The sequence below is a fragment of the Mesorhizobium sp. M1182 genome, from assembly GCF_040318335.1.
Lineage (GTDB): Bacteria > Pseudomonadota > Alphaproteobacteria > Rhizobiales > Rhizobiaceae > Mesorhizobium.
Window position 1 is genome coordinate 89178 of record NZ_JAMYMD010000018.1, and the last position, 22779, is coordinate 111956.

At 62.3% G+C, this 22779-nt stretch carries 20 protein-coding genes; 8 read left to right on the forward strand and 12 right to left on the reverse strand.

Features of this window, described 5'->3' with window-relative positions:
- Positions 1 to 11: 11 nt before the first annotated feature.
- The gene (locus tag NKH33_RS20810; RefSeq protein ID WP_352471797.1) at positions 12 to 560 is read left to right on the forward strand and encodes a DUF924 family protein; all 549 of its coding nucleotides are present in this window, start codon (positions 12 to 14) and stop codon (positions 558 to 560) included.
- 24 nt (positions 561 to 584) lie between these two features.
- On the opposite strand, the gene folK is transcribed toward NKH33_RS20810, so the two are convergent.
- Genes folK through folP form a run of 3 tightly spaced genes read right to left on the reverse strand, consistent with a single transcriptional unit; the run spans position 585 to position 2298 of the window.
- Positions 585 to 1106: a 2-amino-4-hydroxy-6-hydroxymethyldihydropteridine diphosphokinase gene (folK, locus tag NKH33_RS20815; RefSeq protein WP_352921233.1), complete on the reverse strand. Its 522-nt coding sequence runs from the start codon at positions 1104 to 1106 to the stop codon at positions 585 to 587.
- A complete protein-coding gene (folB, locus tag NKH33_RS20820; protein ID WP_352471721.1) occupies positions 1090 to 1449 on the reverse strand; it encodes a dihydroneopterin aldolase in 360 nt (119 codons plus the stop codon). The genes folK and folB overlap by 17 nt, the downstream gene beginning before the upstream one ends.
- A gap of 3 nt (positions 1450 to 1452) precedes the next feature.
- The gene (gene folP, locus NKH33_RS20825; protein ID WP_352540612.1) at positions 1453 to 2298 is read right to left on the reverse strand and encodes a dihydropteroate synthase; all 846 of its coding nucleotides are present in this window, start codon (positions 2296 to 2298) and stop codon (positions 1453 to 1455) included.
- A gap of 96 nt (positions 2299 to 2394) precedes the next feature.
- On the opposite strand from folP, the gene NKH33_RS20830 reads away from it, so the two are divergent.
- Together NKH33_RS20830 and NKH33_RS20835 are read left to right on the forward strand one after the other, a co-directional pair.
- A complete protein-coding gene (locus NKH33_RS20830; RefSeq protein WP_352766681.1) occupies positions 2395 to 3012 on the forward strand; it encodes a DUF922 domain-containing Zn-dependent protease in 618 nt (205 codons plus the stop codon).
- Positions 3013 to 3212: 200 nt separating this feature from the next.
- Positions 3213 to 4694 carry an MDR family MFS transporter gene (locus tag NKH33_RS20835; protein WP_352613788.1) on the forward strand — a complete coding sequence of 494 codons (1482 nt, stop codon included), beginning with the start codon at positions 3213 to 3215 and terminating at the stop codon, positions 4692 to 4694.
- A gap of 26 nt (positions 4695 to 4720) precedes the next feature.
- Here NKH33_RS20835 and NKH33_RS20840 read toward each other — a convergent pair whose 3' ends face one another.
- The 3 genes from NKH33_RS20840 to NKH33_RS20850 all read right to left on the reverse strand — a co-directional run bounded on the left by NKH33_RS20840 (position 4721) and on the right by NKH33_RS20850 (position 6588).
- Entirely contained in the window at positions 4721 to 5749 is a 1029-nt protein-coding gene (locus tag NKH33_RS20840; protein ID WP_352613789.1) for an NAD(P)/FAD-dependent oxidoreductase, read from the reverse strand.
- A gap of 82 nt (positions 5750 to 5831) precedes the next feature.
- Positions 5832 to 6152: a 2Fe-2S iron-sulfur cluster-binding protein gene (locus tag NKH33_RS20845; RefSeq protein WP_023674833.1), complete on the reverse strand. Its 321-nt coding sequence runs from the start codon at positions 6150 to 6152 to the stop codon at positions 5832 to 5834.
- Between the two features lie 97 nt (positions 6153 to 6249).
- On the reverse strand, positions 6250 to 6588 hold the full coding sequence (locus NKH33_RS20850) for an Hpt domain-containing protein (protein WP_352921244.1): 339 nt from the start codon (positions 6586 to 6588) through the stop codon (positions 6250 to 6252).
- 315 nt (positions 6589 to 6903) lie between these two features.
- Here NKH33_RS20850 and NKH33_RS20855 point away from each other — a divergent pair, with 315 nt between their 5' ends.
- Positions 6904 to 13290: an apolipoprotein A-IV repeat region-like domain-containing protein gene (locus NKH33_RS20855; protein WP_352921236.1), complete on the forward strand. Its 6387-nt coding sequence runs from the start codon at positions 6904 to 6906 to the stop codon at positions 13288 to 13290.
- Positions 13291 to 13421: 131 nt separating this feature from the next.
- Complete coding sequence (locus tag NKH33_RS20860; RefSeq protein WP_352448960.1) at positions 13422 to 13877, forward strand: macro domain-containing protein; 456 nt, start codon at positions 13422 to 13424, stop codon at positions 13875 to 13877.
- 41 nt (positions 13878 to 13918) lie between these two features.
- Here the strand turns inward: NKH33_RS20860 and NKH33_RS20865 are convergent, their stop codons facing one another.
- From NKH33_RS20865 to NKH33_RS20880, 4 genes are read right to left on the reverse strand one after another with little or no spacing between them, the layout of a single operon-like run.
- The gene (locus NKH33_RS20865; protein WP_352471800.1) at positions 13919 to 14575 is read right to left on the reverse strand and encodes an ABC-type transport auxiliary lipoprotein family protein; all 657 of its coding nucleotides are present in this window, start codon (positions 14573 to 14575) and stop codon (positions 13919 to 13921) included.
- 37 nt (positions 14576 to 14612) lie between these two features.
- On the reverse strand, positions 14613 to 15986 hold the full coding sequence (locus NKH33_RS20870) for an MlaD family protein (protein ID WP_352816443.1): 1374 nt from the start codon (positions 15984 to 15986) through the stop codon (positions 14613 to 14615).
- 13 nt (positions 15987 to 15999) lie between these two features.
- Positions 16000 to 16818, reverse strand: coding sequence for an ABC transporter ATP-binding protein (locus NKH33_RS20875; RefSeq protein ID WP_352613792.1), 819 nt, complete (start codon positions 16816 to 16818; stop codon positions 16000 to 16002).
- 1 nt (position 16819) lies between these two features.
- Complete coding sequence (locus tag NKH33_RS20880) at positions 16820 to 18004, reverse strand: ABC transporter permease (RefSeq protein ID WP_352613793.1); 1185 nt, start codon at positions 18002 to 18004, stop codon at positions 16820 to 16822.
- 78 nt (positions 18005 to 18082) lie between these two features.
- Between NKH33_RS20880 and dgcA the strand changes: the two genes are divergently transcribed.
- Positions 18083 to 19066 carry an N-acetyl-D-Glu racemase DgcA gene (gene dgcA, locus NKH33_RS20885; RefSeq protein ID WP_352921239.1) on the forward strand — a complete coding sequence of 328 codons (984 nt, stop codon included), beginning with the start codon at positions 18083 to 18085 and terminating at the stop codon, positions 19064 to 19066.
- On the opposite strand, the gene NKH33_RS20890 is transcribed toward dgcA, so the two are convergent.
- Positions 19037 to 20254 (reverse strand): MFS transporter, encoded by a 1218-nt coding sequence (locus NKH33_RS20890; RefSeq protein WP_352921241.1) that lies wholly within the window; start codon positions 20252 to 20254, stop codon positions 19037 to 19039. The two genes, dgcA and NKH33_RS20890, sit on opposite strands and share 30 nt — an antisense overlap.
- A 127-nt stretch (positions 20255 to 20381) precedes the next feature.
- Positions 20382 to 21203, reverse strand: coding sequence for a UDP-2,3-diacylglucosamine diphosphatase (locus NKH33_RS20895; RefSeq protein WP_502896459.1), 822 nt, complete (start codon positions 21201 to 21203; stop codon positions 20382 to 20384).
- 120 nt (positions 21204 to 21323) lie between these two features.
- Here NKH33_RS20895 and NKH33_RS20900 point away from each other — a divergent pair, with 120 nt between their 5' ends.
- Positions 21324 to 22103, forward strand: a complete 780-nt coding sequence (locus tag NKH33_RS20900; protein ID WP_352471735.1) for an SDR family oxidoreductase — start codon at positions 21324 to 21326, stop codon at positions 22101 to 22103.
- 126 nt (positions 22104 to 22229) lie between these two features.
- Complete coding sequence (locus NKH33_RS20905; protein WP_352471736.1) at positions 22230 to 22667, forward strand: hypothetical protein; 438 nt, start codon at positions 22230 to 22232, stop codon at positions 22665 to 22667.
- The last annotated feature ends 112 nt before the right edge of the window (positions 22668 to 22779 follow it).

The window sequence follows — 22779 nt, forward strand, 5'->3', positions numbered from 1 at the left end:
AGACGCGAATGATGAACGAACTGGACGACCGCGCTGTCTCCATCACCAGATTCTGGCGCGACGCCGGGGAGGACGCGTGGTTCGAGAAGAACGACGCCTTTGATGCCGACTTCCGCACCCGGTTTCTCGATCTGCACTTTGCCGCCGCCCGCCGCGAATGCGACGGCTGGTCCGAACACGCCGAAGGGTCGCTGGCACTGATGATCCTGCTCGACCAGTTTCCGCGAAACTGCTTTCGCGCCACCGGCCACATGTACGCCACGGACCCGCTGGCGCGGCATTTCGCCGGGAAAGCGATCGCTGCCGGCCATGACCTGGCACTCGACGAAGAGCTCCGCGTTTTTCTCTATCTGCCCTATGAGCATTCGGAGGACCTCGCCGATCAGCTCAAATCGGTAGAGCTTACCGCCGCCAAAGCCCCGATCTATCTGAAATATGCGATCGAGCATCGCGACATCATCCAGCGCTTCGGCCGCTTTCCGCATCGAAACAGGATGCTTGGCCGCGAGACGACACCGGACGAACAAATGTTCCTCGACGGAGGTGGGTTCTCCGGCTGATTTCAGGCACCGATGGCGACAGCATCAGGTTTTCCACCAATCCCGGCCTGACGCCAGCCGTTCAATGCCCGATGTGTCGACGGCGGCCAGCCGCTCCGATACGCTCTTGCCGTCGACCACAAGCTCCGGCGCAATTTCTGCCAGCGGCGCCAGCACGAAGGCGCGCTCCAGCATGCGCGGATGCGGCACCTCCAGTCCGGTCTCGTGGATGATGCGGTCGCCGAACACCAGAATGTCGATATCGATCAGGCGTGGACCCCAGCGCTCCTCGCGCACCCGCTTCAGTTTTCGCTCGGCGTCGAGGCAAAGGTCGAGCAAAGCCCGTGGCGCGAGCGCGGTCGAGATTTCGGCCGCCGCGTTGAGGAAATCCGGCTGATCGAGCTTGCCCCAGGGCGGCGTGCGGTAGAGCGACGAAACGGCAACGACGCGCGTTCTCTCGTTGGCATCCAGAATGCCCAGTGCCGCAGCCATTGACTTCGCCGGATCACCGAGATTGCCGCCAAGGCTGAGATAGACGGTGTTGTTGTTACTATTCTGGCCAGACAACGGTCACCTCGACATGATCGAGCACACCCGGCACCGGGGCGTTCGGCTTGCGCACGGTGATCTCGGCCTTTTTGATCTGCGGAAACCGCGCCGTCAGCGCCCTCGCCACTTCGAGCGCCAGCGCTTCGATCAGAAAGCGCCGTTCGCCGGTAATGATCTTCTCGATGACCGCAAAGGCGATGCCGTAATTGACGGTGTCCTCGATGGAATCCTCGACCAGCGCCCGCCCGGGATCCACCATGAGTGCCGCATCGACATAAAAGCGCTGGCCGAGCGTCTCTTCTTCGTCCAGCACACCGTGCCGGGCAAAGAAGGCGCAGTTCTTCATGCGGATGACATACATGGCTCAGCTTTCCCCGATCTCACGTGCCAGCATAGCATCGGCGATGGCCAGCGCATCCACGTTGATTGCGACATCGTGGACGCGAAAGAGATGCGCGCCTTTGAGCCTCAGGATGACGCTGGTGGCCGCGGTCCCGGCGCCTCTTGCGGCTGCGTCGCGGCCGGTGACGGTGCCGATAAAGCGCTTTCGCGATGTGCCGGCCATCAGTGGAAAACCCAGCGCATGAAGTTCGGAAAACCGTGCCATCAGGTCAAGATTTTCCGCTGCCGTCTCCTTGGCAAAGCCGAAGCCCGGATCGAGCACGATATGATCGTCGGCAACACCGCTCCGCCGCGCGATTTCCAGCGACTTCCTGAGGAAGAAGAGCTGATCGGCAATCACGTCGGGCAGTTTCTGCCGGTCCCGTCCCGTGTGCATGACGACAAGGCCAGCGCCGGTTTCGGCCGCGACGCGGGCAATGCCCGGTTCGCGCTGCAGGCCCCAGACGTCATTGACGATATGCGCGCCGGCTTGGACGGCAAGCCGGGCCGTATCCTCGCGATAGGTATCGACCGAGATCAGCGTTCCGCCGGCCTTCACCAGCGCCTCGATGACGGGCAGTATGCGGGTTTGTTCCTCCTTTGCGGAGACCGCAGACGCCCCGGGACGTGTCGATTCTCCGCCGATGTCGATGACAGAGGCCCCCTCCTCGACCATGCGGCGCGCCTGGGCCACTGCTTTTTCCGGCGCATCGAACAGGCCGCCGTCGGAAAAACTGTCCGGCGTGATGTTGAGGATGCCGACGACCACGGCCTTGCCGCCAAGGTCGAGATGGCGTCCGTGCGCCAACTGCCATCGCCCTGTCATCATTGCCCATCAACCATGTTCGATCCCGCGGCGTGGCGGGGGATCAATTCCGTTGCGCCGAGGACGGCGGTAAAGCAAGGTGGGCAAAGAGGCAACACGATGAAACGATCCCTCCTTTGCGCCCTGGTGCTCGCCCTGACCGCATTCCCGGCCGGCGCTGCAACGCTCGTCAAGACATATAGTTATTTCCCGATCGGCGGCAGGACGCTCGACGACATCGAGACCCAGCTGTCGAAACTCGGGCCTCAGGTGAAAAGCACCGGGTCGCGGCATCCGGGAGCTACCCAGATGGCGTTCACCACCCGCGTCAGCTATGCGCAAAAGCCGGGCTCGTGCTGGATTGCCGACGCTGTCGTCACCGTCAAGGTCAAGGTCATCCTTCCTGAGTGGCGCCGCCCGCGCAAAGCCGATGCCGGCGTCAGGCTGTTCTGGGATACGTTGTCCGCCGACATCAAGCGCCATGAGGAACGCCACGTCGAGATTGCGAAGAACCACGGCCGCGAACTAGAAGACGCCTTGAAGGCGAGCTACCCGGAAAAGACCTGCGAACTGGCAAAGACCAAGGCCGCAAAAATCACTGCGGCCATGCTTGCCAAACACGACCAGGACCAGATGCGCTTCGATCGTGTCGAAAGCGCCAATTTCCAAAGCCGCATCCTGCGGCTTTTGCACTATCGCATCGAGCGCATTGAGAACGGCCGGCTCTCTCCCGGCTGAACTCCGCGTCGTCGGGCAAAGCCAATTTTGCCGAAACATAGTGCCAGCTTCGGAAAACTTTCGAGCCGCTGTCGAAATCGGCCTATAGCGAACGACATATGCCAGGTTCGCAGGGATCAGCCTCCGGCAACGCCAATCGGCGTACTAGATGCTTCCCAGCCCGTCGCGGACGTGCACGCAGGCATAATGGATGAACGGATATGGACCAGGCTGTCGACAAGCAAACGATGGTGGAAACCAGCGCGCCGCTGACCGAAACCGAGAAAAACGCCATCATCGGCGGCGTGCTTTTGTCGATGTTGCTGGCGGCGCTCGACCAGACCATCGTCGCGCCGGCGATGCCGACGATGGCACGTCTGCTCGGGCATGCCGAATATCTGCCATGGATCGTGACCGGCTATCTTCTGACCGCGACCGCCGTGGCGCCGCTCTACGGCAAGATCTCCGATATTTATGGTCGCCGGCCGACCGTCTATGCTGCAATCCTGATCTTTCTCGCCGGCTCGCTGGTCAGCGCCACGGCCCCTAACATGCTGGTCCTGGTTGTCGGCCGGGCGATCCAGGGCGCCGGTGGCGGTGGCCTGTTCGCCCTGACGCAGACCGTGATCGGCGACCTCGTGCCGCCGCGCGAGCGGGCCCGATACGCCGCCTGGATCTCGGGCACATGGGCCGTCGCCAGCATCGCCGGGCCGCTGCTCGGCGGCACCTTCGCCGAACATCTGCATTGGTCGCTGATCTTCTGGATCAACATTCCGCTCGGCCTGCTGGCCATGGCGATCATCAACAACCCGCTCAAGAAGCTGCCGATCGCCGCAAAACATCACCGCATCGACGGCCTCGGCGCGCTGCTTCTGGTCGCGGCCACCTCGCTGCTGCTGCTTGCCTTGAACTGGGGCGGCAGCGAGTATCCGTGGCTGTCGCCTGAAATCCTTGGACTGCTCGCCTGCTCGGCGGTGTTCTGGAGCGCGTTCGCGCTGCGGCTCATGCGCGCGGCCGAACCGCTGATTTCGCTCGAAGTCCTCGGCAATCCGATCGTTCTCGCCGGCACATTGTCGATGTTCCTGCTGCAGGCCGCCAATGTCGGCTTGTCGGTCTATCTGCCGGTCTACCTGCAGTCGGTCGTCGCCCTGTCGGTCAGTCAATCGGGCACCGCATTGCTTGGGCTGATGCTCGGCACGGTGGCCGGTGCGACCTTCAGCGCGCGAATGATCCCGCGCTTTTTTCACTATAAACGCATTGCCATGATCGGAACTGTTTTCTCGATCCTGTGCCTCGGCGTGCTCAGCCTGGTCGCCGGGCATGCCTCACTGTTGCTCGTCGAGGTGTTGACGACCTGCGTAGGCCTGGGCACAGGCACGACCTTTCCGGTTGCCACCGTCTCGGTCCAGAACGCCGTCGATCGTATGCACCTTGGCGTGGCGACCGGCGTTCTCACCTTCCTGCGCTCGCTGGGCAGCGCGCTTGGCGTCGCTATGCTCGGTGCCGTCGCCCTTGGTTACGGGCTGCCGCTGGCCAGCGAAGGCACGCAGCCGGCCGGCCATATCGCCTCGGCCATGCCGTTCGTGATGATCTTTCTTGCCGCGGCCGCGATCTTGCTGTTGTCGCTCATCACGCTCTGGCTGATGCCGGAGAAAACGCTTCGCGGCCATGCCGAGGCTGTGGCCCCAACCCTGGCCGAATAGACCTGTCCGGCGAAATCCGGCGAGCTTCAGTCGACCACGCCGAGCTTCTTGTGCAGGCTGGTCGACGAGGTCGTATACTGAAAAACGATGCGCTCGCCGGGGCTGACGATGCGCTTGGCCGCTTGCGCCATCAAGGCGACCTCGTGGAAGCCCGACAGGATCAGCTTCAGCTTGCCGGGGTACCAGTTGATGTCGCCGACGGCGAAGATGCCGGGAACCGACGTCTGGAATTTTTCGGTGTCGACCGGGATCAGGTTCTCGTGGAGGTTGAGCCCCCATTCGGCGATTGGGCCGAGCTTCATCGTCAGGCCGAAGAACGGCAGCATCCGCGTGCACGGCACTTCGACATCGCCCTCCGGCCCCTTGATCGTGGCCGAGACTAGCTGGCCGTCGCTGCCGGTCAGGCCAGTCACCTGTCCAACCTGGAATTCCAGCTGCTTCATCTCCTGCATGGCATACATCTTGTTGACACTGTCGGGCGCTGCGCGGAATTCGGGCCGCCGGTGCACCAGCGTCACGCTCTTGGCGACCGGCTGCAGGTTCAGCGTCCAATCGAGCGCCGAATCGCCGCCGCCGACGATGACGAGGTCATGGCCGCGAAAGTCCTCCATCCGGCGCACCGAGTAGAACACGCTCTTGCCTTCATAGGGTTCGATGCCTGGAATCGGCGGCCGCTTCGGCTGGAACGAACCGCCGCCGGCGGCAATCACCACAATTTTGGCTTCGAACACCTCGTTTTCGTCGGTAATGACGCGGAAGCTGCCGTCGTCCAGCCTTTCCAGGCTCGAAACCATGCGGCTATAGGTGAATTCGGGCTTGAACGGCGCGATCTGCTCAAGCAGCTTGTCGACCAGGCCTTGCGCCGAGATCGAGGGCCAGCCCGGAATGTCGTAGATCGGCTTTTCCGGGTAGAGTTCGGCGCATTGCCCGCCGGGCCGGTCGAGTATGTCGATCAGATGGCACTTCATGTCGAAGAGGCCGAGCTCGAATACGGCAAACAGGCCGACAGGCCCTGCCCCGACAATGAGTACGTCCGTCTTGGTGATAGCGGTCATGAAGCATGCGCCTTTATGGGAAAACGGCGCGACACTGCATGACCATTGGTCCGCTGCCAAGCGGCAGCCGCAAAAATCGGCTTCAGCCCTGGCGGGCCGGCACGCGCACGACCAGCCCGTCGAGAGCGTCGCGCACCTTGATCTGGCATGACAGCCGCGAGTTCGGCTGGACCTCGTAGGCGAAATCCAGCATGTCCTCTTCCATGGCTTCCGGCTCGCCGACCTCCGCCGTCCAGGCTTCGTCGACATAAACATGGCAGGTCGCGCAGGCGCAGGCGCCGCCGCATTCCGCTTCTATTCCCGGCACCGCATTGCGGATCGCATTTTCCATGACGGTCGAGCCGTTTTCGGCATCCACGTCAAAATGCGTGCCGTCATGGGCGATGAAGGTCAGCTTGGTCATTTGTCACCTGAAGGGAGTCTGAGCCGACATAATCACTCTGCCGGACAAGTCAACTGCGGCGCCAAAGCGCCGCTGTGTGGCGTTTTGGGAATAAGCGCTATCGGCTGATGGCGGCGACGAAGTCGCGCACTTCTTCGATCAGCGAGCCAAGCCGCTTCAGCGTGCTGGCGTCTTCGGGCCGGCATTCGATCGCGCTGGCGCAATCGGCAATGGCGAAGGCGCCGACCCCGCGCGCCGAGCCTTTGAGCCCGTGTGCCAATAGCAGCCGCTGCCTGACATCCGCATCGACGATCTTGTCGCGCACCGACAGCGCCTGCTGCACGAACAGAGCCAGCACCTCCTGCTCGAGGCTCCGATCGCCCATCGTCTGGCGCGCAAGATGCGCCAGGTCGATCGGCCGCGCCCCGGCTGTCCCCGACACGTCGCCGCCGGGCATCGAGAAGGCAATGCCGTTTTCGCCACGTTTCACTTTGAGACTCCGTTCTTCGACCGCCGCAAAAACTAGGCGTATCCGGTGGACAACGGGTTAATGATTGGCCCGGAAAAATGTCGCGATAACGGCGCCGGAATCACGGCTGTGTTAACCTTATATTTAAAGTTTTACGTATCGGGCGGAATGCATGTTTTCTTTACCCGGCTGTGTCATTACGATACGACAGGTCCATTTTCAGCCTCCTGCGCGGGACACGTTAGGCAGAATCAATAAGCACAACCATAGGTCCCGCGGCAGCTTGTACAGGGTAGCGAAGGCATGGCGAAGAAACCAACGACGACAAGAACGCTCGACAGCGACGTAGCCAGGGAACTTGAAAAGGCACTTGATATCGATCTGAGCGGCGATGCCGGCGGCGACTTCGACATGGCTGCATCCATGGAAGATCTCGAAGCGCAAATATCGCAAGCCGCCGACGAGCTGGCGCGCGAAGGTCGCAGCCAGAACGAAGCGCCTGCCCCGGACCAGACCCAGAACGCGGCACCTGCCGCCAATCAAGGCCAGATCGCAAATCCCGCGCCAAAGACCAAGCCGGCTGAGTTGCGTCCTGTCGCAACGCGCAATGGCTCCCAGCCGGCAGCTTTCTCGCCGGCCAACGACGATCGTCAAAAAGACTATAAGACGCTCCTGCACACCCTCAATCGGCGCGCCTCGAACACGATCTACTGGGTCGTGGCTCTCGTTTCGCTGGCCTGGATCGCCGGCGCTGGCGGCCTTGCGAACCTGTTGTTCGGACCTGGCATCTGGAACATCCGCACCTTCGATCAGTTTTTCGCCCGTCCCGAGCTGATCGGCCTGGCGGTCGCGGCAATCGTGCCCGTCATCCTGTTCTGGGCATTCGCAGTGATGATTCGCCGCGCTCAGGAGATGCGCCTTGCCGCGCAGTCGATGACCGAGGTGGCCTTCCGTCTGGCCGAGCCGGAAAATCTTGCCCAGGATCGCGTCATGATGATCGGCCAAGCGGTTCGCCGCGAGGTGGCAGCCATGGGCGAAGGCATCGAACGCACGCTTGCGCGTGCCGTCGAGCTCGAAACGCTGGTCCACAGCGAGGTGAACCAGATCGAGCGCTCCTATTCAGAGAACGAGTCCCGCATCCGCTCGCTGGTCGACGGGCTGGGCAGCGAGCGCGAAGCGGTCGTCACCCATGCCGAGCGCGTGCGCGCCTCGATCACCGGCGCCCACGAGACACTGAAAGACGAGATCAACGCCGCCAGCGATATCATTCGCGACAGCATTCTCAACGCCTCGACCAAGCTGTCGATGACGATCAACGAATCCGGCGACACGCTGATCGACAGGATCAACGGAAGCTCGATGTCAATCTTCGATTCGGTGGAAGGCCGGCTCGAATCGATCACCGATCGGCTGTCGACGTCGGGCGAGGCCTTCGCCAGCCTGCTCGACACCCGGATCGCCAAGCTGACGGACACCACCGACGGCCTGACGCGGTCACTGACCGACCTGCTCGACGACCGCACGAGCGGCATGGTGTCGCTGCTCGGCGGTGCCGCTCGCACACTCAATTCGGAATTCGAAGCCAGTCTCAACGGCATCGAACGGACGCTTGCTGAACGTGGCCAGGCGCTGATCAGCGAGTTCCAGACCCGCGCCGAGGCGCTCGACACCGGCACGCAGAAGCTCAACGCCGCGCTGGAGGCTCGCGCACGCCAGATCAACGAGACGCTGGTCGAGCGCGCGCGCGAAATCGCCCACACCTTCCAGGATAGCAAGGAGACGCTGTCGGCGATGATCGATCAGGGCAAGACCCAGATCGGCGCCGACATGGCCGATATCATTTCATCGACCTCGACCATGCTTGAAGCCCGCGCCGGCGATTTCGCCGGGCGCATGGAAGCGGCGCGCCATGTCGTATCGCGTTCGTTCGATACGGACATCGAGCGGCTTGCCGATGCTCGCGCCGGCATCGAGGAAGCCGTCGAGAACCACAGCCGCAAGCTTTCCGAAAGCCGCGACCGGATGGCGGCGGCAATGCAGGCCGATCTGGCGAAGTTCGCCGAAGGTCGCGCCGAAATCGACGCAGCGGTGGCTAACCAGGTGCAGAAGCTAGCCGAAGGCCGCGGCCTGATCTCGCGCGCCCTTGAAGAGGATCTGCGCAAGGTCAATGAATCGCGCGCAGCGATCGACGCTTCGCTGGGCAGCCATCTCGAAAGCCTTGAAGAGGGTCGCAACAGGCTTGCCCAGGCCTTGAACGAAGACTCTGGAAAACTCGTGCAAGCCCGCACGATAATTGATGAAATGGTTGCCGGGCATGTCGGCAAGCTCGCCGAAGGCCGCAGCATCCTTTCGCGCGCGCTCGAGGCCGACCTCGGCAAACTGGCAGAGAGTCGCGCCAGCATCGACGGCCTCGTCGCCGGTCAGGTCGAAAAGATCGCCGAGGGCCGCGCCATACTCGCCAGTGCGCTGGAAGCCGACATTGCCGGCATCAATGGCCTCATCGAGGCCCATTCGGCGAAATTGGCGCAAGACCGCAGCGGGCTTTCCCAGTCACTCGATAACGACCTGTCCGACATCAGGAGCCTGATCGCCGATCATTCGGGCAGGCTCGCCGATGATCGCAGCCTGCTTTCGAAGACGCTTGAAGACGATCTTGCCAAGCTGGCCGAAAGTCGGTCGAGCATCGACGGGCTGGTTGCCGGCCAGGTCGAGAAGCTGGCCGAAGGCCGCGACATCCTCAAGCGCGCGCTGGAATCGGACCTGAACGCTATCAAGGGCGTCATCGCCGGCCAGTCCGAAAAGCTGGCGGAAGATCGTGGCCAGTTGTCGCGGGCACTGGAGAGCGACCTGCAGGCCGTGGGGGGCGTTGTCTCCGATCACATGAACAAGCTCGCCGAAGACCGTTCGACCCTTTCGAAGGCGCTCGAAGACGATCTCGCCAAGTTGGCAGAAAGCCGCTCGAGCATCGATGTGATGGTTGCCGGCCAGGTCGAAAAGCTGGCAGAGGGCCGCGACATCCTCAAGCGTGCGCTCGAAGCCGATCTGAGCACCGTCAAGGGCGTCATCGCCAGCCAGTCCGAAAAGCTGGCGGAAGACCGTGGTCAGCTGTCGCGGGCACTGGAGACCGATCTCGAGACCGTGCGGGGCGTCGTCTCCGAACATATGAACAAGCTTGCCGAAGACCGTTCGGCCCTGTCGAAAGCGCTCGAGGACGATCTTGCCAGGCTGGCAGAGAGCCGTTCGAGCATCGACGGGCTGGTCGCCGGCCAGGTCGAGAAGCTGGCTGAGGGTCGCGACATCCTCAAGCGCGCCTTGGAAGACGATCTTGCCAAGCTGGCCGAAAGCCGCTCGAGCATCGACGGACTGGTTTCCGGCCAGGTCGAGAAACTGGCCGAAGGCCGCGATATCCTCAAGCGCGCCTTGGAGGCCGATCTCAACACGATCAGGGGCGCCATCGCCGATCAGTCGCAGCTATTGACCGATAATCGCGCGCAGTTTTCGCGTGCGCTGGAAGCCGATCTCGGCAACGTCAACAGCCTTGTCGCAACCCACGCAGAGAAGCTCGTCCAGGACCGCTCGACCCTGTCGAAGGCGCTCGAGGACGATCTCGCCAAGCTGGCCGAAAGCCGCTCGAGCATCGATGGGCTGGTCGCCGGCCAGGTCGAGAAACTGGCGGAAGGCCGCGACATCCTCAGGCGCGCGTTGGAAGCCGACCTGGAGAGGCTTGCAATGAGCCGCAGCGAGGTCGACGAGATTGTCGCCGGTCATGTCGGCAAGCTGAGCGAGGGCCGCGACATGCTGACCCGCGCATTGCAGGACGATCTCTCCAGGCTCGCCGAGACGCGCAAGGATGTCGACCGTTCGCTGTCCGGCCATATCGATCAGATCGCCGCCAGGAGCACCGACATCTCTGATGCGATCGCTGCGGACGTAGAAAAGATCGAGCAGGCGTTCAGCCGGCAGACAGGCATCATTGAAGAGCGCGCCAGCACAATGGAGCGGGCGCTGTCGACGGGTGTCGACAATGTGCGCAGTGTGCTCGAAAGAAGCGCGGTCTTCGTCGCCGGCGCGCTGCGCGAGAAGGTCATGGAAGTTACCAGCGCGCTGCATGAGCAGGCGGGCGCGGCATTCAGCGATGCCGACCGCAAGATCGCCGAGCGCGCCGAGCAGACCTCGGCCGCCCTGCTCGCCAGGGCGGAGGACATCGCCCGCACCTTTGAAGAGGCGGATCGTCGCCTCGCCGCCCGCGCCGAGGATACGTCGAGCGCACTGATTGCCCGCGTCGACGACACGTCGAACAGCTTGCTCGCGCGTGCCCAGGAAACGGCCGATCAGCTGGCAGCCAGAGCAAGTGAGATTGCCGGCACCTTCGACGCGGCGGACCACAGGCTGGTCTCTCGCGCCATCGAAACGGCCCAGTCGCTGGCGGCACGTGCCGGCGACATCCTGCGCAATTTCGAAACAGCCGACGAGCGGCTGGGCGTGCGCATCGGCGAATCCGCCGAAGCGCTCGCGGCACGTGCGTCGGATCTCGGCCGCATTTTCGATGCCGCCGACCAGCAACTTATTTCGCGCATTGCCGAGGGCTCCGAAGCACTTTCGGCCCGTGCGTCCGAGATCGGCCGCATCTTCGAGGAGGCCGATCATCGCCTGGTGTCCCGTATCGCTGACAGCAGCACCGCAATCGGCGAACATGCCGACACCATTGTCGGTGCCTTCACCAGCACCGAGCAGCGGGTTGCCGAACGCGCCAGGCAGACTGGCCATGAACTCGCAGTCCATGCCCGTGAAATCGAGCAACTGCTTGCCGGTGCCGACGAACGCCTGGCATCGAGTGCTGCCGCCACTGCGGCCCGCGTCGAGGAGCAGGTCGCCAGCGTCGAGAACCGCCTCGCTTACTCCGCCGAGACAATGGGCCAAAAGCTCAACGAACAAGTCTCGGGTGCCGAAGCGCAACTGGTCTCGCGTGCCAACACCATCGCCGAAACCTTCACCGCGGTCGGCCAGCATATCGGTCAGAGCACCAATGACGCTGCAAAGACCATCGGTGCCAATACTCGCGAGCTCAGTACGATGCTTGCGGCCCGTTCGGCAGAAATATCGAAAATCCTGGACGAGACGGCGCGGCCTCTGGTCGAGCGCTTCGCCCAGGGCGGCTCCGAGCTGCAAAAGAGCATGGAAGAGGTCACCGAACGTGCGACCGAGAAGCTGCGCAATCAAAACGCCGCCCTCGTCGACGCCATCGCCAGCCGCACGGCCGAAACCCTGTCGGCCGTCGAAGGCGCGCGCTCGACGCTTGCCGACAGCGTTGCCGACCTCATCGGCCGCATGACCACCTCCAGCTCGCAGCTCGGTCAATTGATCGAGCAGGCGGCGACCAATCTCGGCCAGGTCGACGAACGCCTGACCGGGAGCACGCAAAGCTTCGCGGCGACCACGGAAAAGACCGCGCAGACCTTCGCCAGTTCGGCGCGTCTGGTCGATTCGAACACGACGCGGCTCACCGAGCTGTCGTCGTCGACCTTACGCGAGGTTGCTTCAATCGCCACCAAGTTCGACGAGCACAGCCGGTTGCTTTCCAGTGCCTCGGACCTGTTGAGCTCGGCCCAGAGCAATCTTGAGCACACGCTCGAAAGGCAATCGTCGCTGGAGGACCTCGCCGTCGGCCTTGTCAAGAAGTCGGAAGATCTCGAAAGGGTCATGCGCTCGTTCGAGAATTTGGTCGGCCAGACGCTGCAGAACGCCGAGGGCAAGACGCTGGAATCCGCCGACAAGATCCGTACCGCGATTTCCGAAGTGGTCGATTCGGCAACCAAGCGCTTTGCCGATGCGACCGAGGAGATGCGGCGTACCGCCGGCTCGATCAAGAGCGAGCTCGACCTCACCCGGGCCGAGCTTAAGAAAGGCGTCATCGAGATGCCGGAAGAGGCAAAGGAATCAACCACGGCTATCCGCCGTGCAGTTTCAGAGCAGATCAACGCGCTGAAGGAACTTTCTGAAATCGTTGCGAAATCTGGCCGCAGCGCCGACAGTTCGGAACAGCGCAACCTGCGTCCGGCGCCGCAAGCGCCTGCCGCACGCCCCGCCGAACCGCCACGTCGCCCGGCTCCGGCTCCCGAACAGCGCCGTGCACCGCAGGCGCCTTCGGGCGAGACGGCGCTGCGCGGCACGCTCGACCTCGAACGTCCGGCAGACCAAGCGCCGCGCCAGCGCGACCCCAACGGCCGCACGCCGCAGGGCGGTTGGGTGCGCGACCTCCTGACCGGTGCATCGCGCGAAGACGACGCCAAGCCGGCAGCGCCTGCCGAAGCGCCGCGCCCGGCTCCCGCTGCGCGTTCGCCGCTTCATGTCGTGGAATCGCTGAACTCGCTCTCGGTCGATATCGCACGCGCCATCGATCACGACGCCTCGATCGAGTTGTGGAACCGCTACCGGCGCGGCGAGCGCGACGTCTTCACGCGCCGACTTTACACGCTGAAGGGCCAGCAGACGTTCGACGAGATCCGCCGCAAATATCAGTCAGAGGCGGAGTTCCGCGCTGCTGTCGATCGTTACTGCGACGATTTCGAAAAGCTGCTCAAGGACGTGTCGCGCAACGACCGCGACAACATCATGGCGCAGACCTACCTGACGTCGGACACCGGCAAGGTCTACACCATGCTTGCCCATGCCAGCGGCCGTCTGCACTAAGCGGCGGGACAGGAAAACAGAAAGTGCACTCTGCCCTTTCTGCTTAGACCCGATACTGAAAAAGATAGTCCGCAAATCTCCTGATTTGGTCGGATGTTTGCGCCCAGAGCAGAGGCCGGTATCTCGTGGCAATGCAGACAATTCGCGGTGATCTGCTTCAGCTTGCGCTCGACGGAACGTTCGATGTCATTGTGCATGGATGCAACTGCCAGTGCCAGATGGGCAAAGGAATTGCTCTTTCCATAAAGCAGCGTTTTCCCGAAGCATATGCTGCGGATTGCGCGACATTGAAGGGTGACCCAGCCAAGCTGGGAAGCATATCCGTTGCCGAAATCAAGCGAGGCAGCCGCATTTTCCATGTTGTCAATGGCTACACTCAGTTCCATTGGCAGGGCAAAGGCGTGAAAGCCGACTACCAGGCAATTCGAAAAGTCATGCAGGCCGTCAAAGGTAAATTCGCGGGCAAAAGAATCGGCTACCCGAAAATTGGCGCAGGGCTGGCTGGAGGTGATTGGGAAACCATAGCCTCAATCATCAACGATGAACTCGCGGGCGAAGATCATACGCTTGTCGAATACGCTCCGTGAGCTGCTTCGGTCTCCAGCCGCCTCACAGCAGCTAGCCCGGTTCAGATCACGGTGTCCGTCCAGCGGACGATTTGCCCGGCCGCATCGCCGAACGCGGCATCGAGCGCGCCGACATAGGCCTGGTTGCCATTGCCCGAAACGGGCGCGATGGCGCTAAACGTCTTCGAAGCGCGCACTTCACCGTTGCGGTCATTCAATAGGCGCACGAACAGCTCGACCTCGGCATGTTCGCCGCCATCGACACGCACCTCAAACGAGCGGATCTCAACGATCACCTGATAGTCGATCGCCAGCCCCTCGCCTGGCTTGCCGACGCCGGTGAAGCTGCCCGAGCGCTGGAACGTCTCTGCCAGCCGCGCCTGTACGATCATCGGCAGCCGGTCGGCCCATTGCGCGCCCTTGAGATACTGGATCGATCGCGGCGATGGCTTGATGACGATGTTCTGGCTGTCCAGCGCCTTGAGCGCCGATGGCTGGGCGATGAGGATCTGGCGGCGGCTGTGGGCACGCGCTTCCAGCGACGGCGCCGAAAGCTCGAACGTATCCAGCGGCGCCGGTCGGCCGCCTGGCAAAGCCGCGCAGCTTGCTAGCGAAAGCGCCAGCAACACCGCCCCAACCTTAGACCCACCCGATGTGATGCTGCCTGAACTGATCGACTTCAAACGCGATCCCCCCCGGATCGTGGAAACAACGCGCATCTGCAAGCTTTGTTCTTGCGGTGGGCGCAGGCCGAAGTCAACGGCGCACCCTGCCGTCGAACTGCCGGACCTCGCCCTCGCCGCCGGACAAAATCCGTTGTGGGTTGCGGCTGAGATCGGTTACCGCCTCTTCGATGCGGTTGATCGAACGGCGGCTGTCCTGGACCAGCGCTTCGACGTTTTGCAGCCCCTGTCCCGAGAACCGCGCCAGATTGTCGGTAATGGTGCCGAGGCGGGCGTTCAGCGTGTCGGCGACCTGCTTGAACGATTTGAGCGTCGCCCTCGCATCGGCCATGACGCCGTCGGCCTGACCGGAGCCGAGCAGTTTGTCGACCTTGGCAAGGATACCGTCGACTCGCACCGAGGCATCGTTGAGGCGTCCTGCGAGCTGGTGCGCGTCTTTGATGGTTTCATCGATGTCGTCGGCTCGGTTTGCGAACTTGTTGGTCACCTTGGCGATGTCGGCGGCAGCCTCGTTGGCGTTTTCGCTGGCCTTCTGGATATTGGCCAGCGCGGTGCGAACCTCAGCCGGATCGATGCCGTCGAGAACGCCGTCGACCTTGGCCAGCGTGCCCTGCGTCTTCTGGGCGAAGTCGTTGATCGAGCCGACCGCGGTGTCCACGTTCTTGATGACCGTGTCGAACTGCTTGCTGGTTTCCTTCAGGTTGGAAGTGACTGTGTCGACATTGGCGACGATGCTCTTGATCTGGTCCTTGTCGACGGCGTTGAGTAGCCCTTCCGCCGCCTTCAGGGTGCCGTCGAGCTTGCCCGAAACACCCTTCAGTTCGTCCGCCAGCGAGCTGACGCTAGCCAGGAACTTGTCGACGCCGTCCGCGTTCCTGGCCAGTGCATCGGAGAAGGTCTGGACATTGTTGACGGTCTGCGTCAGCGGCCCGCGAACATCCTTGGTGAAGCCTTCGAGCTCCGAAAGAACCTTGTCGGCGCGGGTGAAGATGTTCTGCGCCGTCTGCAGCAGGTTGGTGACCGCCGACGGATTGGCGACGATCTCGGCGACACGGCCTTCCTTTTCCGCCTCGTCGAGAAGTTTTGGCTCCTTGGGGTCGGCGCCCTTGAGCTCGATGTTGGCCTGGCCGGTGAGGCCGGCAAGCCCGATATCGGCCTGCGTCGACTTGGTGATAGGTGTATTCCGGTCTATTTCGGTGTCGGCGATAGCAGCGGTCGGATTGTCGACGTCGATATAGACACGGCGCACGTCGCCGACTTTGACGCCATTGAACAGCACGAAACTGCCACGGCCGAGCCCCGAAGCGGAGCCTGGAATGCGCACGCGCAGCACCGTCGTCTCACCCTTTTCGCCGATTGCCGCCGTCCAATAGACGAAAGCGAAAGCCGCGAGGATCGCGGCCAGCGTGAAAATGCCGACAATGACGTAGTTGGCCCTGGTTTCCATTGCTCACTTATGGCTATGCGCGCGCCGCAAGATCAAGTTGCCGGGCGCGTTTTCCGCGGAAATAGGATTTTACCCAGGGTTCCTCGCTCCTGAGCATGTCGTCGATCGTGCCCTCGACCAGCACTTTCTTTTTGCCAAGCACCGCCACGCGGTCGCACGCCGTAAACAGCGTGTCGAGATCGTGCGTGACCATATACACGGTCAAATCCATGGTATCGCGCAGCTTGACGACCAATTCGTCGAACTCAGCCGCGCTGATCGGATCGAGCCCGGACGTCGGTTCGTCGAGAAAAACGATGTCCGGGTCGAGTGCCAGGGCGCGCGCCAGCGCAGCACGCTTGATCATGCCGCCCGAGAGCTCGGAGGGGAATTTCTGCGCCGCATCCGGCGGCAGTCCGACCAGCTCGACCTTGAGCATGGCAAGTTCGTCCATCAGCTTCTTCGGCAAATCGAGATATTCGCGCATCGGCACCTGAACGTTTTCGAGGACCGTCAGCGCCGAAAAAAGGGCGCCATGCTGGAACAGCACGCCAAGCCGCATGTCGATGCGAAGGCGCTCCCTTTCGGTTGCCTTCTCGACGTCGACGCCGAACAGTTTGATTGTTCCCGATTGCTTGCGCGTCAAGCCAAGGATGGTGCGCAAGAGAACAGATTTGCCGGCACCGGAGGCACCGACGAAGCCGAGAATCTCCCCGCGCCAGATATCGAGCGACAGTTTGTCGAGAACGACCTGATCGGCGAACGACACCGTGACGTCGTGCGCCGACAGCACGATCTCGTCTTCTTTGGCTTTCGCCGCCACCTTGGTCGTGTTTGTGCCCGGCAGCGCCATCTCAGAACTCGATCGCTGCATAGAACATGGCGAAAAGCCCGTCGAGGATAATGACCACGAAGATCGACTTCACCACGGAGGCGGTCACATGCTGGCCAAGCGATTCGGCGCTGCCGCCAACCTTCATGCCCTCGACCGAGGCAATTATGCCGATGATCATGGCCATGAACGGCGCCTTGATCAGGCCGGCAAAGATGGTGCTGAGATCGATTGCGACACGCAGCCGGTCGATGAACGCTGCCGGTGCAATATCGGAGTAGAGCCATGCAGCCAAAATGCCGCCGCCCAGTGCGGCAAAGTTGGCGATGATCGTCAGGCAAGGCAACGCGACGACCAGCGCGACCAGCCGCGGAAACACCAGCACGCCGATTGGATTAAGGCCGATCACCTTCAGCGCATCGACCTCCTCGCGCATCTTCATCGAGCCGATCTCGGCGGTGATCGCGCTACCGGAGCGGCCGGCGATCATGATCGCCGTCATCAAAACGCCGAGCTCGCGCAGGATCAGCACGCCGACCAGGTCGACGACGAAGATGTCGGCGCCGAAATAACTGAGCTGATAGGCGCCTTGCTGGGCGACGATCGCACCGACGATGGCCGACATCAGCACGACTACCGGTATAGCGCCGACACCCATGCGATCGATCTGGTTGAAGATCGCCGCCATGTTGACGGCATGGCCGCGGCCAAGCTTCATCTGAGAGCCGCGTATCGTGGCGCCGAGGATATTCATTGCGGCCAGGAAATCGTCGCGCATCTCATAAACGCGCCGACCTACCGCCTCGAGCCCGCGAATGATGAAGTTGGGCGGCTTTGCCGGACCTGATTCGGGCTCGCGACGAACGGCGTCCCCGACGGCGCCAAGCAGGATCGAGGCTATCTCGCTCTGCCCCTGCATCGTGATCTCGACGCCCTTCTTTTCGAAGCTGCTGACCAGGCGGTCGATCAGCCACGCCCCGGCTGTGTCCATCTTCTCGATTTGTGAAAGGTCGAGCGCCAGCGTCTTGAAGCCGCTGCGCTTCTCGATCTTGCGCATCTCGGCATCGACCAGCGCCACGGTGCGCGTCGTCCAGGTTCCCGAGAAAGCGCAGCCGAGAACGCCGCCCTCCTCGCCGATCGCGATGCGCGGCTGGTGATCGGGCTCCTTGGCAGGGCCGCTTGCGTCGCGTTTGCGGATGGTCAACATGGCGTCCTGTTTAGCCTGACGGGGCCGACCTGTCGATTTGCCGATATCCTCCTTGTTGCACAGCCGGAGCAGAAAAATATGGCGCGTGTCATTTCGGTCGAGGCCGAGCGCTTTCCGATAGCCGGGACCTTTACCATTTCGCGCGGCTCGAAGACCGAAGCGGAGGTGATTTCCTGCGCCATCACCGAAAACGGCCGTACAGGACGCGGCGAATGCGTCCCTTACAAGCGCTATGGCGAGACCATGGAGTGTGTGCGCGACGCGATCGAGGCGATGCGCAGCGAGATCGCGCGCGGCATCAGCCGCATCGCCCTGCTCGATGCCATGCCTGCCGGCGCGGCACGCAGTGCCATCGACTGCGCGCTCTGGGACCTGGAAGCGAAGATCAGCGGAACACCGGTGGCGCATACGATACGAACCGTTCCGTTACGATCGCTTGAGACGGCGTATACATTGTCGCTCGCCGAGCCGGAGGCGATGGCGGCGCAGGCCCGCGCCAACGCCCAGCGCCCGCTACTCAAGGTCAAGATCGGCGGCGACAACGACATCGCGCGCATCCGTGCAGTGACGGCGGCAGCACCCGACAGCCGAATCATTCTCGACGCCAACGAGGGCTGGAATGTCGACAATATCGTCGCAAACCTCGCCTTTGCCGCCGAGCACGGTATCGCCTTGATCGAACAGCCGCTGCCGGCGGGACATGACGGTATTCTTCGCCACATCGCACATCCGGTACCGATCTGTGCCGACGAAAGCGTGCACGAGGCGAAGGACCTTGAAGCGCTTGTCGGCCTTTACGACGCCGTCAACATCAAGCTCGACAAATCGGGTGGCCTGACCGCTGCACTCGTGCTTCGCGACCGCGCCCGGGAACTGGGTCTTGGTGTCATGGTCGGCTGTATGGTCGGCACATCGCTTGCGATTGCGCCGGCCGTGCTGTTGGCGCAGGATGCCGATTTCGTCGATCTCGACGGTCCGCTGCTGCTGGCCAGCGACCGCGTTCCCGGTCTCGTCTACCAAGGTTCGCTGGTGTCACCGCCCGAGCGGGCGCTGTGGGGCTGAACGCGCGGCAAGCCCGATCAGAGCCAGGCCCGTCAGGGCGATCGGGATCATCGCAAAGAAGCCATTCGCGCCGAAGCGGTCGTAAAGAGGACCGGAAATCAGCGTCGCCGCCGCCATGAAGAAGCCATTGGAGAAGTAGGCGATGCCTTGCGCCGCCCCGGTGCGTTCTTCCGCGACCGTCTCACCGATCATCTTTTGCAGGCCGATCAGCACCAGCGCCACCGAAACCGCGTGCAGCGTCTGGATCGCGAAAAACCCGCCAACGCCAAGCCCAAGCGGCCAGATCAGCGGAAAGGCGAACCAGCGCACGATCGCGCCAATCCCGGCAATCAGCATGATCGAGACGACCGAGAAGGAGGCGAAAGCGCGGGTGAAAACGACGAACATGCATATCTCGGCGATGACGCCCCACCCCCACAGAAGCCCGACAACCGAATCGCTGATGCCGATCGATTTCCAGTAGATCGACACGAAACCGTAGAGAAATGCGTGGCTGGCGGTGATGACGCCGACGCCCGTCGAAAAATAGAGGAAGTACCGGTTGAGGAGTTTCGGTGCCGATTGCTGGATATCGGCGGCCGAAAGCGGCGAGGCGCGGCGTGGACGGCCGAGGCGCGGCGCAATCAGTCCGGCGGCTAGCGCGGCACACAGCGCCGCGAAGATGATCGCCGGGACAGCCTGGGCACCGCTCGCCGACAGGATGAAACCGCCGGCGAGATTGGCGCAGAGATAGGAGATCGAGCCCCATTTGCGCATGCTTGCGTAATTCGAGCCGAAGCGGCGAACACCTGAAAGGGCGAGCGAATCGGCAATCGGCGAATGCGGCGTCCAGACGACCGTCAGGGCCAGCGACACGGCAAGTACCGTTGCGTAGGTCGGCGGCAGGAGGTAGCCGGCGGACAGGATCAGCGATGCGGCGACCAGCGCAACATAGACATTGGCGCGGTCGCTCGCTTTGTCTGCCAGCGCAGTAAGAAAAGGCGTCGTCGCCACGCGCAGGAACATCGGCGCGGCGAGGATCACGGCTATCTGTTCGGCATGGAACCCCTTCGCCTGCAGCCACAGCGGGAAATACGGCACATGCGTCCCGAGCGGAACAAAGAGCGTAAAGAAGATCAAGCTCATGCGCAGTTCGAAATGGCGTGGCTTGACGAGCTGTTCGGGCGAAAGCGGCGGCAGCGAGGACATTGACAGGCGATCCGACGGCACGGCATTCAGCCGGGTCGGCCCGCCACACCTGCCGCTGCTTAACACGGCGAAAAAGTCGATGAAACCGCTGGACTAACCGATTGAAGCGAGATGCGGCCGGATTTGGTCAAGCCGCCTGGACTGCCCTGCCCTTGATGTCGATCGGCACGAGCACCTCGCTGCCGACCGGAGTCTCCGGCAGGACATGCGCCCAGTGCAGGATCTCCATCCTGCCGTCAAAATGCTCGACCACCGCCGTGCAGCTCTCCACCCAGTCGCCCGTGTTGATGTATTGCACGTCCTCATAGCTTTCGATCGCGGCATGGTGGATGTGCCCGCAGATCACGCCGTCGACATGCGAGCGGCGCGCCTCCTCGGTCAGCACGGTCTGGAACGAGCCGATGAAATTCACCGCCTTCTTGACCTTGACCTTGGCCCAGGACGAGAACGACCAATAAGGCAAGCCGAGCACCTGGCGCAGACGTGTGATGACGCGGTTGAGCAGCATCGCCGCGTCGTAGGCATAGTCGCCGAGATAGGCCAGCCAGCGCGCATTATGGACGACGGTGTCGAACTGGTCGCCATGGATGACAAGAAGGCGTTTGCCATCGGCGGTGTCGTGGATGGCGCGGTCGGCGACGACAATGCCGCCGAAATGAACGCCCTGGAACTGTCGCGCGAACTCGTCATGGTTGCCGGCGATGTAGGTGATGCTGGCGCCCTTGCGCGCCTTGCGCAGCAATTTCTGGATCACGTCGTTATGGCTTTGCGGCCAATGCCAGCTTCGTCTCAGGCGCCAGCCGTCGACGATGTCGCCGACGAGATAGATGATATCGGCATCGTGATGGCGCAGGAAATCGATCAGGAATTCGGCCTTCGCCGCCTTCGATCCGAGATGGACGTCGGAGATGAACATGCTGCGGAAAGTGCGAGGCTCTGCGCCGTACATCATTTGTCACCGTTGCTTTCGCCTGAGCCTATGCCCCGATTCATGCAACAACCGTATGACGGTTGCGATTGGTCCAGCCATCCGGATAGGTTGCCGCGGCAATCAGAGGAGAAAATCACCATGGATCTCGGCATTCGCGGCAAGAAGGCCATCGTCTGCGCTTCGAGCAAAGGCTTGGGACGCGGCTGCGCCATGGCACTGGCAGAGGCAGGTTGCGATCTGGTGATCAATGGCCGCAACGCCGACGTGCTGGCCAAAACCGCCGCTGAACTGCGCGAGAAATTCGGCGTCAAGGTGACCGAAATCGTCGGCGACGTATCCAAGCCCGATGTCCAGAAGGCGCTGCTTGCCGCCTGCCCCGATCCCGACATCCTCGTCAACAACAATGGCGGTCCGCCGTTTCGCGATTTCCGCGCGCTCGACCGCGAAAAGATCCTCGAGGGCGTCACCCAGAACATGGTGACCCCTGTCGAACTGGTTCAGGCCGTGATCGACGGCATGGCGGTGCGCGGCTTCGGCCGCATCGTCAACATCACCTCGCTGTCGGTCTATGTGCCTATCCCCGGCCTCGACCTGTCGTCCGGCGCCCGCGCCGGCCTCACTTCGTTGCTTGCCGGCGTCGCGCGGACGGTGATCGACCGCAATGTGACGATCAACAACATGCTGCCGGGAAAACTCGACACCGACCGGCTGCGCGGCCCGCACGAGGCCGGCACGCCCGAAGATCCAGCCGCCGCCGCCGCGCGCAAAGCGCAAGCAGCAGCCAACGTTCCGGCCAAACGGCTCGGTACACCGGAGGAATTCGGCCAGATCTGCGCCTTCCTGTGCTCGGTCCATGCCGGTTACCTGACCGGTCAGAACATACCGGTCGACGGCGGCCTCTATGTCAGTGCGTTCTAGCGAGAATCCAATGCTTAATGCCCACTGAATAGTGGGAGACGACCTCAAAAAGGGCGCCCAGTTCACAAGAACTAGGGTTAGTCCGCATGCTATGTCCTGCCTCGCAAATGAAAATGAGACCGGCGAATGGCGTCTATTTATCGCTTTGTTGCGCAAAAACTGCTGTCGCACGGGGTTCGAGACACGGCCGACGGCAACCTTGCAATTACCGACCGGAGATTGTTCCTTGACTTCGTTCGTCTAGAACGAGCGGTTAGGCTAGAGGATTTCGCCACAGTCCAGTCTGCGGTGGTGGCGATTGAAAATCGTTGCTTATCAATGGGTAAACGTCATATCGCGGTGTTTGCATACATGTATCTCAGGTTTTCGGATGCGGCCCCAAAGTTTACTCACCTGGACATCGAGCTTGAGGAAGAAGGAGGTATCCGCCGAACAGTCGACTACCGGCGTAGGGTGTCGTCGACAGAGCGACTTGTCGGCGAGTGGGCTGCCGCTTGGTACGATCGCTATTCCAAGAGTTTCTTTCGTGCACTTTATAGGAGCAACAGCCCCACAGCGAACTAGCGAAAGAATACCTAATCGTCCGCAAACCACCGATAGTGTTGAAAAAGTCCGGGTTGCAGCAGTCCTGAAGCACTTCTCTATTCGGCATGTTGAGGTCAAGCGCTTTCGAGCT

Coding starts and splice junctions, on each gene's coding strand:
- NKH33_RS20865 (WP_352471800.1), bottom strand. CDS start 14,575: ATGCGCGTTGTTTCCACGATCCGGGGGGGATCGCGTTTGAAGTCGATC.
- NKH33_RS20880 (WP_352613793.1), bottom strand. CDS start 18,004: ATGTTGACCATCCGCAAACGCGACGCAAGCGGCCCTGCCAAGGAGCCC.
- NKH33_RS20895 (WP_502896459.1), bottom strand. CDS start 21,203: ATGTACGGCGCAGAGCCTCGCACTTTCCGCAGCATGTTCATCTCCGAC.
- NKH33_RS20840 (WP_352613789.1), bottom strand. CDS start 5,749: ATGACCGCTATCACCAAGACGGACGTACTCATTGTCGGGGCAGGGCCT.
- NKH33_RS20860 (WP_352448960.1), top strand. CDS start 13,422: ATGCAGACAATTCGCGGTGATCTGCTTCAGCTTGCGCTCGACGGAACG.
- NKH33_RS20830 (WP_352766681.1), top strand. CDS start 2,395: ATGAAACGATCCCTCCTTTGCGCCCTGGTGCTCGCCCTGACCGCATTC.
- NKH33_RS20845 (WP_023674833.1), bottom strand. CDS start 6,152: ATGACCAAGCTGACCTTCATCGCCCATGACGGCACGCATTTTGACGTG.
- folB (WP_352471721.1), bottom strand. CDS start 1,449: ATGTATGTCATCCGCATGAAGAACTGCGCCTTCTTTGCCCGGCACGGT.
- NKH33_RS20835 (WP_352613788.1), top strand. CDS start 3,213: ATGGACCAGGCTGTCGACAAGCAAACGATGGTGGAAACCAGCGCGCCG.
- folP (WP_352540612.1), bottom strand. CDS start 2,298: ATGATGACAGGGCGATGGCAGTTGGCGCACGGACGCCATCTCGACCTT.
- NKH33_RS20855 (WP_352921236.1), top strand. CDS start 6,904: ATGGCGAAGAAACCAACGACGACAAGAACGCTCGACAGCGACGTAGCC.
- NKH33_RS20810 (WP_352471797.1), top strand. CDS start 12: ATGAACGAACTGGACGACCGCGCTGTCTCCATCACCAGATTCTGGCGC.
- NKH33_RS20875 (WP_352613792.1), bottom strand. CDS start 16,818: ATGGCGCTGCCGGGCACAAACACGACCAAGGTGGCGGCGAAAGCCAAA.
- NKH33_RS20850 (WP_352921244.1), bottom strand. CDS start 6,588: ATGCCCGGCGGCGACGTGTCGGGGACAGCCGGGGCGCGGCCGATCGAC.
- dgcA (WP_352921239.1), top strand. CDS start 18,083: ATGGCGCGTGTCATTTCGGTCGAGGCCGAGCGCTTTCCGATAGCCGGG.
- NKH33_RS20905 (WP_352471736.1), top strand. CDS start 22,230: ATGGCGTCTATTTATCGCTTTGTTGCGCAAAAACTGCTGTCGCACGGG.
- NKH33_RS20890 (WP_352921241.1), bottom strand. CDS start 20,254: ATGTCCTCGCTGCCGCCGCTTTCGCCCGAACAGCTCGTCAAGCCACGC.
- NKH33_RS20900 (WP_352471735.1), top strand. CDS start 21,324: ATGGATCTCGGCATTCGCGGCAAGAAGGCCATCGTCTGCGCTTCGAGC.
- NKH33_RS20870 (WP_352816443.1), bottom strand. CDS start 15,986: ATGGAAACCAGGGCCAACTACGTCATTGTCGGCATTTTCACGCTGGCC.